16 protein-coding genes and 2 pseudogenes are annotated in these 16,436 nt (G+C 50.9%); 15 read left to right on the forward strand and 3 right to left on the reverse strand.

The features are described from left to right. Both BFF42_RS24940 and BFF42_RS24945 read right to left on the reverse strand, forming a co-directional pair. Positions 1-195, reverse strand: a 195-nt coding sequence (locus BFF42_RS24940) for an IS1 family transposase (RefSeq protein ID WP_001649947.1), incomplete at its 3' end; no start/stop codon positions are given. 56 nt (positions 196-251) lie between these two features. Continuing rightward, positions 252-842: pseudogene (locus tag BFF42_RS24945) on the reverse strand (DUF1266 domain-containing protein); the annotation flags it as partial. Positions 843-1,004: 162 nt separating this feature from the next. On the opposite strand from BFF42_RS24945, the gene ybeQ reads away from it, so the two are divergent. Further along, complete coding sequence (gene ybeQ / locus BFF42_RS24950; RefSeq protein WP_000578165.1) at positions 1,005-1,982, forward strand: Sel1 family TPR-like repeat protein YbeQ; 978 nt, start codon at positions 1,005-1,007, stop codon at positions 1,980-1,982. Between the two features lie 69 nt (positions 1,983-2,051). Here ybeQ and BFF42_RS24955 read toward each other — a convergent pair whose 3' ends face one another. Further along, positions 2,052-2,534, reverse strand: a complete 483-nt coding sequence (locus BFF42_RS24955; protein WP_001044878.1) for a zinc ribbon-containing protein — start codon at positions 2,532-2,534, stop codon at positions 2,052-2,054. A 234-nt stretch (positions 2,535-2,768) separates the two neighbouring features. Between BFF42_RS24955 and leuS the strand changes: the two genes are divergently transcribed. The 14 genes and pseudogenes from leuS to BFF42_RS25025 all read left to right on the forward strand — a co-directional run. After that, a complete protein-coding gene (gene leuS / locus BFF42_RS24960; RefSeq protein WP_004981279.1) occupies positions 2,769-5,351 on the forward strand; it encodes a leucine--tRNA ligase in 2,583 nt (860 codons plus the stop codon). Between the two features lie 14 nt (positions 5,352-5,365). Further along, positions 5,366-5,947, forward strand: a complete 582-nt coding sequence (gene lptE / locus BFF42_RS24965; RefSeq protein WP_001269673.1) for an LPS assembly lipoprotein LptE — start codon at positions 5,366-5,368, stop codon at positions 5,945-5,947. Further along, positions 5,947-6,978, forward strand: a complete 1,032-nt coding sequence (gene holA / locus BFF42_RS24970; RefSeq protein ID WP_000620541.1) for a DNA polymerase III subunit delta — start codon at positions 5,947-5,949, stop codon at positions 6,976-6,978. Before lptE ends, holA begins: the two co-directional genes overlap by 1 nt. Position 6,979: 1 nt before the next feature. Next, complete coding sequence (gene nadD / locus BFF42_RS24975; protein WP_000838899.1) at positions 6,980-7,621, forward strand: nicotinate-nucleotide adenylyltransferase; 642 nt, start codon at positions 6,980-6,982, stop codon at positions 7,619-7,621. 23 nt (positions 7,622-7,644) lie between these two features. Then, positions 7,645-8,255 (forward strand): annotated as a pseudogene (locus BFF42_RS24980) (adenosylcobalamin/alpha-ribazole phosphatase). A 259-nt stretch (positions 8,256-8,514) separates the two neighbouring features. Continuing rightward, positions 8,515-8,832 (forward strand): ribosome silencing factor, encoded by a 318-nt coding sequence (gene rsfS, locus BFF42_RS24985; protein ID WP_001161664.1) that lies wholly within the window; start codon positions 8,515-8,517, stop codon positions 8,830-8,832. Positions 8,833-8,835: 3 nt separating this feature from the next. Continuing rightward, a complete protein-coding gene (gene rlmH / locus BFF42_RS24990) occupies positions 8,836-9,303 on the forward strand; it encodes a 23S rRNA (pseudouridine(1915)-N(3))-methyltransferase RlmH (protein ID WP_000776104.1) in 468 nt (155 codons plus the stop codon). A gap of 30 nt (positions 9,304-9,333) precedes the next feature. Further along, positions 9,334-11,235: a peptidoglycan DD-transpeptidase MrdA gene (gene mrdA, locus BFF42_RS24995; protein WP_000776188.1), complete on the forward strand. Its 1,902-nt coding sequence runs from the start codon at positions 9,334-9,336 to the stop codon at positions 11,233-11,235. 2 nt (positions 11,236-11,237) lie between these two features. After that, on the forward strand, positions 11,238-12,350 hold the full coding sequence (mrdB, locus tag BFF42_RS25000; RefSeq protein WP_000131719.1) for a peptidoglycan glycosyltransferase MrdB: 1,113 nt from the start codon (positions 11,238-11,240) through the stop codon (positions 12,348-12,350). A 10-nt stretch (positions 12,351-12,360) separates the two neighbouring features. Beyond that, the gene (gene rlpA / locus BFF42_RS25005) at positions 12,361-13,449 is read left to right on the forward strand and encodes an endolytic peptidoglycan transglycosylase RlpA (protein WP_001231433.1); all 1,089 of its coding nucleotides are present in this window, start codon (positions 12,361-12,363) and stop codon (positions 13,447-13,449) included. Between the two features lie 139 nt (positions 13,450-13,588). Further along, a complete protein-coding gene (gene dacA, locus BFF42_RS25010) occupies positions 13,589-14,800 on the forward strand; it encodes a D-alanyl-D-alanine carboxypeptidase DacA (protein WP_001092090.1) in 1,212 nt (403 codons plus the stop codon). 110 nt (positions 14,801-14,910) lie between these two features. Further along, positions 14,911-15,174, forward strand: a complete 264-nt coding sequence (ybeD, locus tag BFF42_RS25015) for a DUF493 family protein YbeD (RefSeq protein WP_000850550.1) — start codon at positions 14,911-14,913, stop codon at positions 15,172-15,174. A gap of 100 nt (positions 15,175-15,274) precedes the next feature. Then, positions 15,275-15,916 (forward strand): lipoyl(octanoyl) transferase LipB, encoded by a 642-nt coding sequence (lipB, locus tag BFF42_RS25020; RefSeq protein WP_000284027.1) that lies wholly within the window; start codon positions 15,275-15,277, stop codon positions 15,914-15,916. Positions 15,917-16,180: 264 nt separating this feature from the next. After that, on the forward strand, positions 16,181-16,436 hold a 256-nt coding region (locus tag BFF42_RS25025), incomplete at its 3' end, for an IS1 family transposase (protein ID WP_146753277.1).

Below are 16,436 nucleotides of genomic sequence, written 5' to 3' on the forward strand. Positions count from 1 at the left end.
TCCGACGCCATTCATGGCCATATCAATGATTTTCTGGTGCGTACCGGGCTGAGAGGCGGTGTAAGTGAACTGTAGTTGCCATGTTTTACGGCAATGAGAGCAGAGATAGCGCTGATGTCCGGCAGTGCTTTTGCCGTTACGCACCACGCCTTCAGTAGCGGAGCAGGAAGGACATCTGATGGAAATGGAAGCCACGCAAGCACCTTAAAATCACCATCATACACTAAATCAGTAAGTTGGCAGCATTACCCATTGCCGGAATCGTCGTATTCTTTACGCGCTAAGAATTCGCGTAATAAAGGCAGATGATCATCTTCGGGAGACTGCCAATATTGCCGACCAAAGGTATAACCGGCAAAGTATTGCCGCCAGTTACTATAATAACGTAGAGCCCGTAGATGAATACGCGACTGGATCCATAGACTTTCTTCTTCACTCAACCAGTTATTAAGTACGCCCATTCGACTTAAAAAACCCATCCGGACATAATCCCATGCTTTAATTCCTCCCTCACCACAGCATTCGGCTGTGCTGGCGACAAATTGCGCATAAGCCTGACCTTGCTCATTTAATTCAGCAAGATAGTCACGCCATTCACATGGAGAATAACGAAACCAGCGGTGATAAAACCCTGCCAACCGAGCGGCATGACCGTTCTCGATCATTCGGTGAATTGTGCGTAGCAGGTCATCACGGTCATCAATTCCCCATGAGGAAGAAAGGTCAAAAAAGCATGTACCTAAATACATTTTGGGGGATGAATGCGAAGGTAAACAGCATTCATTGCGTATTTCCATCGGAGTGGAAAGTGCAAACAATATTTTTTGCGACCCCATGTCCATATAATTTATCCTTAAACATTCATTTAATGAATGTAAACTACATTTCGAGACTCAGTTATTTATACTTTTCTGACGCGACATAATACGCATAAAATAAGGCTTACGCAAAAATGGAACACATAAAATATAATATGTTTTATCTACAACCATAAGGAAATGATAATGATTTTTACGTCAAGTTGCTGCGATAATTTATCAATAGATGAGATTATCGAACGTGCTGAAAAAGGCGATTGCGAGGCTCAATATATTGTTGGGTTTTATTATAATCGCGATAGCGCAATTGACTCTCCGGACGACGAAAAGGCCTTTTACTGGCTGAAGCTGGCCGCCGAGCAAGGTCATTGTGAAGCACAATATTCCTTAGGACAAAAGTATACTGAGGATAAAAGCCGTCATAAAGATAATGAGCATGCCATCTTTTGGCTGAAAAAAACTGCCCTACAAGGCCATACTTTCGCTTCCAACGCCCTTGGCTGGATACTGGATCGTGGAGAAGACCCCAATTATAAAGAAGCGGTTGTCTGGTATCAGATAGCCGCGGAGAGCGGAATGTCTTATGCGCAAAATAATCTTGGGTGGATGTACAGAAATGGCAACGGAGTCGCAAAAGACTATGCGCTGGCATTTTTCTGGTACAAACAAGCTGCATTACAAGGCCATAGTGACGCGCAAAACAATCTGGCCGATCTTTATGAAGACGGAAAAGGCGTTGCTCAAAACAAGACACTCGCCGCATTCTGGTATTTGAAAAGCGCACAGCAGAGTAATCGGCACGCCCAGTTTCAAATTGCATGGGATTATAACGCTGGCGAAGGGGTGGACCAGGACTATAAGCAAGCGATGTACTGGTATCTGAAGGCTGCCGCTCAGGAAAGCGTCGGCGCTTACGTCAACATCGGTTATATGTATAAACACGGACAAGGCGTTGAGAAAGATTATCAGGCTGCCTTTGAATGGTTTACGAAAGCCGCTGAATGCAATGACGCCACTGCCTGGTATAACCTGGCCATTATGTATCACTACGGAGAAGGAAGACCTGTCGATCTCCGACAGGCTCTCGACCTGTATCGTAAAGTTCAGTCATCCGGAACCAGAGATGTCAGTCAGGAAATTCGTGAGACTGAAGATTTACTGTAGAGATAAAAACAAGGGCCGGGGAATTTCATTCGGCCCATATTCTCTTTATTGCTGTGCGAAATCAGACTATTACGGCTCAAACGGGCGTCTCTGGAACTGGTCATGACCACATTTCGGGCATAGCGTCAGCACTTCCGGTGTGTAGATCGGGAGATGGAAGTGACATTTCTCGCAGACCAGATTTCCCAGCCCGACCACTTCTCCGCTGTGATAAACCCCATGATGATTGAGGTCCGGGAAAACTTCGCGCCATTCAAGCTGCGTTTTATCGGTGATATCTGCCAGCTCCTGCCATAAGCTTTCTTTAATCACCCGCATAAAGACGCTGTCAGATTCTTCTTTCAGGCTCTCTTCATAGCTCATGGCGAACTCTTCCAGGTCACGTCTTACAGCTCGCGTCAGCTCATCGACCTCGGTTCGCGTTAACTCCCCTGTTTTTATTACGCGCTCGCGCGCCTGTTCCACCAGTGCGTCGATATCACGTTCGCCATTGCGCAGGCGTTCGCTCAGTGACGCGACCAGTTCACGGTAATATTGAGCAACCTTGTTCATCGTTTCATCTCCCGGGTCGTTAACTGACTATAATAATAGACGTTCTTTGTTCCTTGCTTTGCTAATACGCCCACAAACTCTGTAAATTAATGTATGAATAATCCGGGCATCATTTCAACGTCGAGTGCGCGAAAGGCTGTTTTGACGCGGACGTTTGGGCTATGCTATGCGGATCTGAAAAACCACCTCAACGCTACATTTGTAGCCGTATTGAAAACAGGACCACTGGCTGCCATGCAAGAGCAATACCGCCCGGAAGAGATAGAATCCAAAGTACAGCTTCATTGGGATGAGAAGCGCACATTTGAAGTAACCGAAGACGAGAGCAAAGAGAAGTATTACTGCCTGTCTATGCTTCCCTATCCTTCTGGTCGACTACACATGGGCCACGTACGTAACTACACCATCGGTGACGTGATCGCCCGCTACCAGCGTATGCTGGGCAAAAACGTCCTGCAGCCGATCGGCTGGGACGCGTTTGGTCTGCCTGCGGAAGGCGCGGCGGTGAAAAACAACACCGCTCCGGCACCGTGGACGTACGACAACATCGCGTATATGAAAAACCAGCTCAAAATGCTGGGCTTTGGTTATGACTGGAGCCGCGAGCTGGCAACCTGTACGCCGGAATACTACCGTTGGGAACAGAAATTCTTCACCGAGCTGTATAAAAAAGGCCTGGTATATAAGAAGACTTCTGCGGTCAACTGGTGCCCGAACGACCAGACCGTACTGGCGAACGAACAAGTTATCGACGGCTGCTGCTGGCGCTGCGATACCAAAGTTGAACGTAAAGAGATCCCGCAGTGGTTTATCAAAATCACTGCTTACGCTGACGAGCTGCTCAACGATCTGGATAAACTGGATCACTGGCCAGACACCGTTAAAAGCATGCAGCGTAACTGGATCGGTCGTTCCGAAGGAGTGGAGATCACCTTCAACGTTAACGACTATGACAACACGCTGACCGTTTACACTACCCGCCCGGACACCTTTATGGGTTGTACCTACTTGGCGGTAGCTGCGGGTCATCCGCTGGCGCAGAAAGCGGCGGAAAATAATCCTGAACTGGCGGCCTTTATTGACGAATGCCGTAACACCAAAGTTGCCGAAGCTGAAATGGCGACGATGGAGAAAAAAGGCGTCGATACTGGCTTTAAAGCTGTTCACCCATTAACGGGCGAAGAAATTCCCGTTTGGGCAGCAAACTTCGTATTGATGGAGTACGGCACGGGCGCAGTTATGGCGGTTCCGGGTCACGACCAGCGCGACTACGAGTTTGCCTCTAAATACGGCCTGAACATCAAACCAGTTATCCTGGCTGCTGACGGCTCTGAGCCAGATCTTTCTCAGCAAGCCCTGACTGAAAAAGGCGTGCTGTTCAACTCTGGCGAATTCAACGGTCTTGACCATGAAGCGGCCTTCAACGCCATCGCCGATAAACTGACTGCGATGGGCGTTGGCGAGCGTAAAGTGAACTACCGCCTGCGCGACTGGGGTGTTTCTCGTCAGCGTTACTGGGGCGCGCCGATTCCGATGGTGACGCTGGAAGACGGTACCGTAATGCCGACCCCGGACGACCAGCTGCCGGTGATCCTGCCGGAAGATGTGGTGATGGACGGCATTACCAGCCCGATTAAAGCAGATCCGGAGTGGGCAAAAACTACCGTTAACGGTATGCCAGCGCTGCGTGAAACCGACACTTTCGACACCTTTATGGAGTCCTCCTGGTACTATGCGCGCTACACTTGCCCAGAGTACAAAGAAGGTATGCTGGATTCCGAAGCGGCTAACTACTGGCTGCCGGTGGATATCTACATTGGTGGTATCGAACACGCCATTATGCACCTGCTCTACTTCCGCTTCTTCCACAAACTGATGCGTGATGCAGGCATGGTGAACTCTGACGAACCAGCGAAACAGTTGCTGTGTCAGGGTATGGTGCTGGCAGATGCCTTCTACTATGTTGGCGAAAACGGCGAACGTAACTGGGTTTCCCCGGTTGATGCTATCGTTGAACGTGACGAGAAAGGCCGTATCGTGAAAGCGAAAGATGCGGCAGGCCATGAACTGGTTTATACCGGCATGAGCAAAATGTCCAAGTCGAAGAACAACGGTATCGACCCACAGGTGATGGTTGAACGTTACGGCGCGGACACCGTTCGTCTGTTTATGATGTTTGCTTCTCCGGCTGATATGACTCTAGAATGGCAGGAATCCGGTGTGGAAGGGGCTAACCGCTTCCTGAAACGTGTCTGGAAACTGGTTTACGAGCACACAGCAAAAGGTGATGTTGCGGCACTGAACGTTGATGCGCTGACTGAAGATCAGAAAGCGCTGCGTCGCGATGTGCATAAAACGATCGCTAAAGTGACCGATGATATCGGCCGTCGTCAGACCTTCAACACCGCAATTGCGGCGATTATGGAGCTGATGAACAAACTGGCGAAAGCACCAACCGATGGCGAGCAGGATCGCGCTCTGATGCAGGAAGCGCTGCTGGCCGTTGTCCGTATGCTTAACCCGTTCACCCCGCACATCTGCTTCACGCTGTGGCAGGAACTGAAAGGCGAAGGCGATATCGACAACGCGCCGTGGCCGGTTGCTGACGAAAAAGCGATGGTGGAAGACTCCACGCTGGTCGTGGTGCAGGTTAACGGTAAAGTCCGTGCCAAAATCACCGTTCCGGTGGACGCAACGGAAGAACAGGTTCGCGAACGTGCTGGCCAGGAACATCTGGTAGCAAAATATCTTGATGGCGTTACCGTGCGTAAAGTGATTTACGTACCAGGTAAACTCCTCAATCTGGTCGTTGGCTAAGCGCGGGAGGAAGCGTGCGATATCTGGCAACATTGTTGTTATCTCTGGCGGTGTTAATCACCGCCGGGTGTGGCTGGCATCTGCGTGATACCACGCAGGTTCCTTCCACTATGAAGGTCATGATCCTGGACTCAGGCGATCCGAACGGGCCATTAAGCCGTGCGGTGCGTAACCAGTTACGTCTGAATGGTGTCGAGTTGCTTGATAAAGAAACCACGCGTAAGGACGTTCCATCCCTGCGTTTGGGTAAAGTGAGCATCGCGAAAGATACCGCATCGGTATTCCGTAACGGTCAAACAGCAGAGTATCAGATGATCATGACGGTGAATGCGACCGTGTTGATCCCCGGCCGTGATATCTACCCGATTAGCGCCAAAGTCTTCCGTTCGTTCTTTGATAACCCGCAAATGGCGTTAGCGAAAGATAACGAACAAGACATGATCGTAAAAGAGATGTACGACCGTGCTGCCGAACAGCTGATTCGTAAGCTGCCAAGCATCCGTGCTGCGGATATTCGTTCCGACGAAGAACAGACGTCGACCACAACGGATACTCCGGCAACGCCTGCACGCGTCTCCACCACGCTGGGTAACTGATGATTCGGTTGTACCCGGAACAACTCCGCGCGCAGCTCAATGAAGGGCTGCGCGCGGCGTATCTTTTACTTGGTAACGATCCTCTGTTATTGCAGGAAAGCCAGGACGCTGTTCGTCAGGTAGCTGCGGCACAAGGATTCGAAGAACACCACACTTTTTCCATTGATCCCAACACTGACTGGAATGCGATCTTTTCGTTATGCCAGGCTATGAGTCTGTTTGCCAGTCGACAAACGCTATTGCTGTTGTTACCAGAAAACGGACCGAATGCGGCGATCAATGAACAACTTCTCACACTCACCGGACTTCTGCATGACGACCTGCTGTTGATCGTCCGCGGTAATAAATTAAGCAAAGCGCAAGAAAATGCCGCCTGGTTTACTGCGCTTGCGAATCGCAGCGTGCAGGTGACCTGTCAGACACCGGAGCAGGCTCAGCTTCCCCGCTGGGTTGCTGCGCGCGCAAAACAGCTCAACTTAGAACTGGATGACGCGGCAAATCAGGTGCTCTGCTACTGTTATGAAGGTAACCTGCTGGCGCTGGCTCAGGCACTGGAGCGTTTATCGCTGCTCTGGCCAGACGGCAAATTGACATTACCGCGCGTTGAACAGGCGGTGAATGATGCCGCGCATTTCACCCCTTTTCATTGGGTTGATGCTTTGTTGATGGGAAAAAGTAAGCGCACATTGCATATTCTTCAGCAACTGCGTCTGGAAGGCAGCGAACCGGTTATTTTGTTGCGCACATTACAACGTGAACTGTTGTTACTGGTTAACCTGAAACGCCAGTCTGCCCATACGCCACTGCGTGCGTTGTTTGATAAGCATCGGGTATGGCAGAACCGCCGGGGCATGATGGGCGAGGCGTTAAATCGCTTAAGTCAGATGCAGTTACGTCAGGCCGTGCAACTCCTGACACGAACGGAACTCACCCTCAAACAAGATTACGGTCAGTTAGTGTGGGCAGAGCTGGAAGGGTTATCTCTTCTGTTGTGCCATAAACCCCTGGCGGACGTATTTATCGACGGTTGATATGAAATCTTTACAGGCTCTGTTTGGCGGCACCTTTGATCCGGTGCACTATGGTCATCTAAACCCCGTGGAAACGCTGGCGAATTTGATTGGTCTGACGCGGGTCACAATCATCCCTAATAATGTTCCTCCGCATCGTCCCCAGCCGGAAGCGAACAGCGTGCAGCGTAAACACATGCTTGAACTGGCGATTGCCGACAAGCCATTATTTACTCTTGATGAACGCGAGCTAAAGCGCAATGCCCCCTCTTACACTGCGCAAACACTGAAAGAGTGGCGGCAGGAACAAGGACCGGACGTGCCGCTGGCGTTTATTATTGGTCAGGATTCACTGCTGACCTTTCCGACCTGGTACGAATACGAAACGATACTCGACAATGCACATTTGATCGTCTGTCGGCGTCCAGGTTACCCACTTGAAATGGCGCAACCGCAATACCAGCAATGGCTGGAAGATCATTTGACACATAACCAGGAAGATCTTCACCTTCAGCCTGCCGGTAAAATTTATCTGGCTGAAACGCCGTGGTTTAACATCTCGGCGACCATCATCCGCGAACGTTTGCAAAACGGTGAATCGTGTGAGGATTTATTGCCGGAACCGGTACTGACTTACATTAACCAACAAGGCTTGTATCGCTGATACCTGTCGTTACGGAGGGCATGATGCGACTGTGGTTAATTCGTCATGGTGAAACGCAAGCGAATATCGATGGTCTTTACAGCGGTCATGCGCCCCCCCCCTGACCGCGCGCGGTATTGAGCAAGCGCAAAATCTGCATACGCTGCTACATGGTGTTTCCTTTGATCTGGTTTTATGCAGTGAACTGGAACGGGCACAGCATACCGCGCGACTGGTTCTCAGTGACCGCCAGCTCCCCGTGCAAATCATCCCTGAACTCAACGAAATGTTTTTTGGCGACTGGGAGATGCGACATCATCGCGACCTCATGCAAGAAGATGCCGAAAACTATAGCGCGTGGTGCAATGACTGGCAGCATGCAATCCCCACGAACGGTGAAGGATTTCAGGCATTTTCGCAACGTGTGGAACGCTTTATCGCAAGGCTTAGTGAATTTCAGCACTATCAGAATATTTTAGTCGTCAGCCATCAGGGTGTACTGAGTCTGTTAATCGCCCGTTTAATTGGCATGCCTGCCGAGGCTATGTGGCATTTTCGCGTTGACTAGGGGTGTTGGAGCGCCATTGATATCAACCAAAAATTCGCGACGCTACGCGTCCTCAATAGCCGTGCCATCGGGGTCGATAATGCATGACTTTTCTGTTTTTTTACGGGTAAGCCGCAACGACCATTGACAGACCCGGGCAGGCTGATATTCTCCGCAGCCAGACTTTTTTCGCCAGACACGACTTTGTAGAAATTGTTTTACAAAAATGGCGATGCAATCTGCGGCGCGGGGTGGGATGATAGCCCACTTTCGAAAGCCGATTCGGCGACAATTGTCCCGAAATCGCCTCTGGTTCAGGTATACTGACAGACCATTTTTATCTATTTGATTCACCCAGGGGGAAAACTTGCAGGGTAAAGCACTCCAGGATTTTGTTATCGACAAAATTGATGACCTCAAAGGTCAGGACATCATCGCCTTAGACGTTCAAGGCAAATCCAGCATCACCGACTGCATGATCATCTGTACGGGTACGTCCAGCCGTCATGTTATGTCCATTGCTGACCACGTTGTGCAGGAGTCTCGCGCAGCGGGCCTGTTACCGCTCGGCGTAGAAGGTGAAAACAGCGCCGACTGGATTGTCGTGGATTTGGGCGATGTGATTGTCCATGTCATGCAGGAAGAGAGCCGTCGCCTGTATGAACTGGAAAAACTCTGGAGTTAATGCGTGAAGCTGCAACTTGTCGCCGTGGGAACGAAAATGCCGGACTGGGTACAAACCGGTTTTACCGAGTACCTGCGTCGTTTTCCGAAAGATATGCCCTTCGAGCTGATTGAAATTCCGGCCGGAAAACGCGGCAAGAATGCGGACATCAAGCGCATACTCGACAAAGAGGGTGAGCAGATGTTGGCGGCCGCAGGCAAAAACCGCATTGTCACCCTCGATATTCCAGGCAAGCCCTGGGATACGCCGCAGTTAGCCGCTGAGCTGGAACGCTGGAAGCTGGATGGTCGCGACGTCAGTCTACTGATTGGCGGGCCTGAAGGGTTGTCGCCTGCCTGTAAAGCGGCGGCGGAGCAGAGCTGGTCGCTGTCGGCGCTTACCCTCCCCCATCCGCTGGTTCGCGTGCTGGTCGCAGAGAGTCTGTACCGGGCGTGGAGCATCACCACCAACCATCCTTATCACCGTGAGTGATAAGGGAGCTTTGAGTAGAAAACGCAGCGGATGAAACTACAGAACTCTTTTCGCGACTATACGGCAGAGTCCGCGCTGTTTGTGCGCCGGGCGCTGGTCGCCTTTTTGGGGATTTTGCTGCTGACCGGCGTGCTTATCGCCAACCTGTATAATCTGCAAATTGTTCGCTTTACCGACTACCAGACCCGCTCTAATGAAAACCGCATTAAGCTGGTGCCTATCGCGCCCAGCCGCGGCATTATTTACGACCGTAATGGTATCCCTCTGGCCCTCAACCGCACTATCTACCAGATAGAAATGATGCCAGAGAAAGTCGATAACGTGCAGCAAACGCTGGACGCTTTGCGCAGCGTGGTTGATCTGACCGATGACGATATTGCTGCATTCCGAAAAGAGCGCGCACGTTCACACCGTTTCACCTCTATTCCCGTGAAAACTAACCTGACCGAAGTACAAGTAGCTCGCTTTGCCGTCAATCAGTACCGTTTTCCGGGGGTTGAAGTTAAAGGCTATAAACGTCGTTACTATCCTTACGGTTCGGCGTTGACCCACGTCATCGGCTATGTGTCGAAAATCAACGATAAAGACGTCGAACGCCTGAATAATGACGGCAAACTGGCCAACTATGCGGCAACGCATGATATCGGTAAGCTGGGCATTGAGCGTTACTATGAAGACGTGCTGCACGGTCAGACCGGTTATGAAGAGGTTGAAGTTAACAACCGTGGGCGTGTTATCCGCCAGTTAAAAGAAGTACCACCGCAAGCCGGACACGATATTTACCTGACGCTGGATCTCAAACTCCAGCAATATATTGAAACGCTGCTGGCGGGTAGCCGCGCAGCTGTGGTAGTCACCGATCCGCGTACAGGTGGGGTGCTGGCGCTGGTTTCCACGCCTAGTTATGACCCAAACTTGTTTGTTGACGGTATCTCCAGCAAAGATTATTCCGCCTTGTTGAACGACCCGAATACACCGCTGGTGAACCGCGCCACACAGGGGGTTTATCCTCCCGCGTCTACAGTTAAACCCTATGTGGCGGTTTCGGCATTGAGCGCCGGGGTGATCACGCGCAATACGACGCTGTTTGACCCAGGCTGGTGGCAACTGCCAGGTTCGGAAAAACGTTATCGTGACTGGAAAAAATGGGGCCACGGGCGTCTGAATGTCACAAGATCGCTGGAAGAATCTGCGGATACCTTCTTCTATCAGGTGGCCTACGATATGGGGATCGATCGCCTCTCCGAATGGATGGGTAAATTCGGTTATGGTCATTACACCGGTATCGACCTGGCGGAAGAACGTTCCGGCAACATGCCTACCCGCGAATGGAAACAGAAACGCTTTAAAAAACCGTGGTATCAGGGTGACACCATTCCGGTTGGTATCGGTCAGGGTTACTGGACAGCGACCCCAATCCAGATGAGTAAGGCACTGATGATCCTGATTAATGACGGTATCGTGAAGGTTCCGCATTTGCTGATGAGCACCGCCGAAGACGGCAAACAGGTGCCATGGGTACAACCGCATGAACCGCCCGTCGGCGATATTCATTCCGGTTACTGGGAGCTGGCGAAAGACGGTATGTACGGTGTTGCTAACCGCCCTAACGGTACGGCGCATAAATACTTTGCCAGCGCACCGTACAAAATTGCGGCGAAATCTGGTACCGCTCAGGTCTTCGGTCTGAAAGCGAACGAAACCTATAATGCGCACAAAATTGCCGAGCGTTTACGTGACCACAAACTGATGACCGCCTTTGCGCCATACAACAATCCGCAAGTGGCTGTCGCCATTATTCTGGAGAACGGCGGCGCGGGTCCGGCGGTTGGTACGCTGATGCGTCAGATCCTCGACCACATTATGCTGGGTGATAACAACACCGATCTGCCTGCGGAAAATCCAGCGGTTGCCGCAGCGGAGGACCATTAATCATGACGGATAATCCGAATAAAAAAACATTCTGGGATAAAGTCCATCTCGATCCCACAATGCTGCTGATCTTACTGGCATTGCTGGTTTACAGCGCCCTGGTTATCTGGAGCGCCAGCGGTCAGGATATTGGCATGATGGAGCGTAAAATCGGCCAAATCGCAATGGGTCTGGTCATCATGGTGGTGATGGCGCAAATTCCTCCACGCGTTTATGAAGGCTGGGCCCCCTATCTCTATATCATCTGTATTATTTTGCTGGTGGCGGTAGATGCTTTCGGTGCCATCTCTAAAGGTGCTCAACGCTGGCTGGACCTCGGTATTGTTCGTTTTCAGCCGTCGGAAATTGCCAAAATAGCCGTACCACTGATGGTTGCGCGCTTTATCAACCGCGATGTTTGCCCACCGTCGTTGAAGAACACAGGCATCGCGCTGGTGCTGATATTTATGCCCACGCTGCTGGTGGCTGCACAGCCTGACCTGGGAACATCAATCCTCGTTGCGCTTTCCGGTCTGTTTGTACTGTTCCTCTCTGGCCTTAGCTGGCGTCTGATTGGCGTCGCAGTAGTGCTGGTGGCGGCGTTCATTCCTATTCTGTGGTTCTTCCTGATGCATGATTACCAGCGCCAGCGCGTAATGATGCTCCTGGACCCGGAATCAGACCCACTCGGCGCGGGCTATCACATTATTCAGTCTAAAATTGCTATTGGCTCCGGCGGATTACGCGGCAAAGGCTGGCTGCATGGCACTCAGTCACAACTTGAATTTCTACCCGAACGCCATACCGACTTTATCTTCGCGGTACTGGCGGAAGAGCTGGGATTAGTGGGCATTTTGATTCTGCTCGCTCTCTACATTCTGCTGATCATGCGCGGGCTGTGGATAGCCGCCAGAGCGCAAACCACCTTTGGTCGCGTCATGGCTGGCGGCTTAATGCTGATATTATTCGTTTATGTCTTCGTAAATATTGGTATGGTAAGCGGTATTCTGCCGGTTGTAGGGGTTCCGCTCCCACTGGTCAGTTATGGAGGATCAGCGCTAATTGTGCTGATGGCTGGGTTCGGGATTGTAATGTCAATCCACACCCACAGGAAAATGTTGTCGAAAAGCGTGTAAGAGGTGCGCAATGCGTAAGCAGTGGCTCGGGATCTGCATCGCGGCAGGAATGCTCGCGGCATGTACAAGCGATGATGGTCAGCAACAGACGGTAAGTGTACCGCAGCCTGCGGTATGTAACGGCCCCATAGTTGAAATTAGCGGGGCGGACCCGCGTTTCGAACCACTGAACGCGACGGCAAATCAGGATTACCAGCGCGACGGTAAAAGCTACAAAATCGTGCAGGATCCGTCTCGATTTAGCCAGGCGGGACTGGCGGCAATCTATGATGCCGAACCAGGCAGTAACCTGACGGCCTCTGGCGAAGCTTTCGATCCGACACAGCTGACGGCGGCCCATCCAACGCTTCCGCTCCCCAGCTACGCCAGAATCACTAACCTGGCTAACGGGCGAATGATCGTGGTGCGCATTAATGATCGCGGCCCTTACGGCAACGACCGCGTTATTTCGCTTTCTCGCGCGGCAGCTGACCGTCTTAACACGTCAAACAACACCAAAGTTCGTATCGATCCGATTATTGTCGCCCAGGATGGTTCGCTTTCTGGTCCTGGTATGGCTTGTACCACAGTCGCCAAACAGACTTACGCCCTGCCTGCACCTCCCGATTTAAGCGGTGGCGCGGGAACAAGTTCAGTGTCTGGCCCGCAGGGTGACATTCTTCCGGTCAGTAATTCGACGCTAAAAAGCGAAGATCCGACCGGCGCGCCGGTAACCAGTAGCGGTTTCCTCGGCGCACCAACGACCTTAGCGCCTGGTGTACTGGAAGGCAGCGAACCGACGCCTGCGCCACAGCCCGTTGTTACAGCTCCGTCGACAACGCCTGCAACCTCGCCTGCAATGGTGACACCGCAAGCCGCCTCGCAAAGCGCCAGCGGCAACTTTATGGTGCAAGTCGGGGCCGTTAGCGATCAGGCTCGTGCGCAACAGTACCAACAGCAACTGGGACAGAAGTTCGGCGTCCCCGGTCGCGTAACTCAAAATGGCGCGGTCTGGCGGATCCAGCTTGGCCCCTTCGCCAGCAAAGCCGAAGCCAGTACCTTGCAGCAACGTTTGCAAACCGAAGCCCAATTACAGTCATTTATTACCACCGCGCAGTAGCGTAAAGCAGGCATCTGATGTGTCAATTTCTGTAAATGACGTTAACAAAGTCACGCGGAAAGTCAGATGCCTGCCGGTAGTGCATTTGCTATAGTAGGGCACTTTTTTTAATTCCATCACGGATGTCGTAGTTCAGACCATGAATACCATTTTTTCCGCTCGTATCATGAAGCGCCTGGCGCTCACCACGGCTCTTTGCACAGCCTTTATCTCTGCTGCACATGCCGATGACCTGAATATCAAAACTATGATCCCGAGTGTACCGCAGATCGATGCGGAGTCCTACATCCTGATTGACTATAACTCCGGCAAAGTGCTCGCCGAACAGAACGCAGATGTCCGCCGCGATCCTGCCAGCCTGACCAAAATGATGACCAGTTACGTTATCGGCCAAACAATGAAAGCCGGTAAATTTAAAGAAACTGATTTAGTCACTATCGGCAACGACGCATGGGCCACCGGTAACCCGGTGTTTAAAGGTTCTTCGCTGATGTTCCTCAAACCGGGCATGCAGGTTCCGGTTTCTCAGCTGATCCGCGGTATTAACCTGCAATCGGGTAACGATGCTTGTGTCGCCATGGCTGATTTTGCCGCTGGTAGCCAGGACGCTTTTGTTGGCTTGATGAACAGCTACGTTAACGCCCTGGGCCTGAAAAACACCCACTTCCAGACGGTACATGGTCTGGATGCTGATGGTCAGTACAGCTCCGCGCGCGATATGGCGCTGATCGGCCAGGCGTTGATCCGTGACGTACCGAATGAATACTCGATCTATAAAGAAAAAGAATTTACGTTTAACGGTATTCGCCAGCTGAACCGTAACGGCCTGTTATGGGATAACAGCCTGAATGTCGACGGCATCAAAACCGGACACACTGACAAAGCAGGTTACAACCTTGTTGCTTCTGCGACTGAAGGCCAGATGCGCTTGATCTCTGCGGTGATGGGCGGACGTACTTTTAAAGGCCGTGAAGCCGAAAGTAAAAAACTGCTGACCTGGGGCTTCCGTTTCTTCGAAACCGTTAACCCACTGAAAGTAGGTAAAGAGTTCGCCTCTGAACCGGTTTGGTTTGGTGATTCTGATCGCGCTTCGTTAGGGGTTGATAAAGACATGTACCTGACCATTCCGCGTGGTCGCATGAAAGATCTGAAAGCCAGCTATGTGCTGAACAGCAGTGAATTGCATGCGCCGCTGCAAAAGAATCAGGTCGTCGGAACTATCAACTTCCAGCTTGATGGCAAAACGATCGAGCAACGCCCGCTGGTTGTGTTGCAAGAAATCCCGGAAGGTAACTTCTTCGGCAAAATCATTGATTACATTAAATTAATGTTCCATCACTGGTTTGGTTAAAAATTGAACACTTGAAAGTGTAATTTCCGTCCCCATATACTAAGCATCAGTAAAAAAACTCCCGCCTTCTGGCGGGAGTTGCTATTTAATTACGTTACGCCGGAGCTGACATGAAAACCAAACTTAACGAACTGCTTGAATTCCCTACTCCTTTTACTTACAAAGTTATGGGGCAGGCGTTACCTGAGCTGGTTGATCAGGTGGTTGAAGTGGTACAGCGCCATGCGCCAGGTGACTACACCCCAACGGTAAAACCAAGCAGCAAAGGCAACTACCACTCGGTATCTATCACTATCAACGCCACTCATATCGAGCAGGTTGAAACACTGTATGAAGAACTGGGCAAAATCGATATTGTCCGCATGGTTCTGTAACTCGCTTCTCCGTTACCCGGCTCCTGGTCGGGTAACTCCCCTCTCCTCGCTGTGATATACTTTTCCCCCACTTTTACTCATTCTCCACGGAGATGCCGTTTTGTATCAGGATAAAATTCTTGTCCGCCAGCTCGGTCTTCAGCCTTACGAGCCAATCTCCCAGGCTATGCATGAATTCACCGATACCCGCGATGATAGTACCCTTGATGAAATCTGGCTGGTCGAGCACTATCCGGTATTCACCCAAGGTCAGGCAGGAAAAGCGGAGCACATTTTAATGCCGGGTGATATTCCGGTGATCCAGAGCGATCGCGGTGGGCAGGTGACTTATCACGGGCCGGGACAACAGGTGATGTATGTGTTGCTTAACCTGAAACGCCGTAAACTCGGTGTGCGTGAACTGGTGACCTTGCTTGAGCAAACAGTGGTGAATACCCTGGCTGAACTGGGTATAGAAGCGCATCCTCGGGCTGACGCGCCTGGTGTCTATGTCGGGGAAAAGAAAATTTGCTCACTGGGTTTACGAATTCGACGCGGTTGTTCATTCCACGGTCTGGCATTAAACGTCAATATGGATCTTTCACCATTTTTACGTATTAATCCTTGTGGGTATGCCGGAATGGAAATGGCTAAAATATCACAATGGAAACCCGAAGCGACGACTAATAATATTGCTCCACGTTTACTGGAAAATATTTTAGCGCTACTAAACAATCCGGACTTCGAATATATTACCGCTTAATTCCATACATCAATGGCCCAATTTACACTGGGTCATTACTCATAATACCTGCTAATGCTTTACATCTCCTTCGCGTTTGTATATTTTCTTTATCACTTGCAGAAATGCGGTGCCACGCCTTGCTCCGTAACTCAGCCCATTGATTAACCTATTGAAATAGTTGATTATGGTGAGCAAAAGCGTTCCGTTCCAATTAGACATAAGATTATGGTGATGCTGCCAACTTACTGATTTAGTGTATGATGGTGTTTTTGAGGTGCTCCAGTGGCTTCTGTTTCTATCAGCTGTCCCTCCTGTTCAGCTACTGACGGGGTGGTGCGTAACGGCAAAAGCACTGCCGGACATCAGCGCTATCTCTGCTCTCACTGCCGTAAAACATGGCAACTGCAGTTCACTTACACCGCTTCTCAACCCGGTACGCACCAGAAAATTATTGATATGGCCATGAATGGCGTTGGATGCCGGGCAACTGCACGCATTATGGGCGTTAGCCTCAACACGATTTTACGTCACTTAAAAA

This window comes from Shigella sp. FC1661, assembly GCF_001712525.1.
Taxonomy (GTDB): Bacteria; Pseudomonadota; Gammaproteobacteria; order Enterobacterales; family Enterobacteriaceae; genus Escherichia; species Escherichia coli.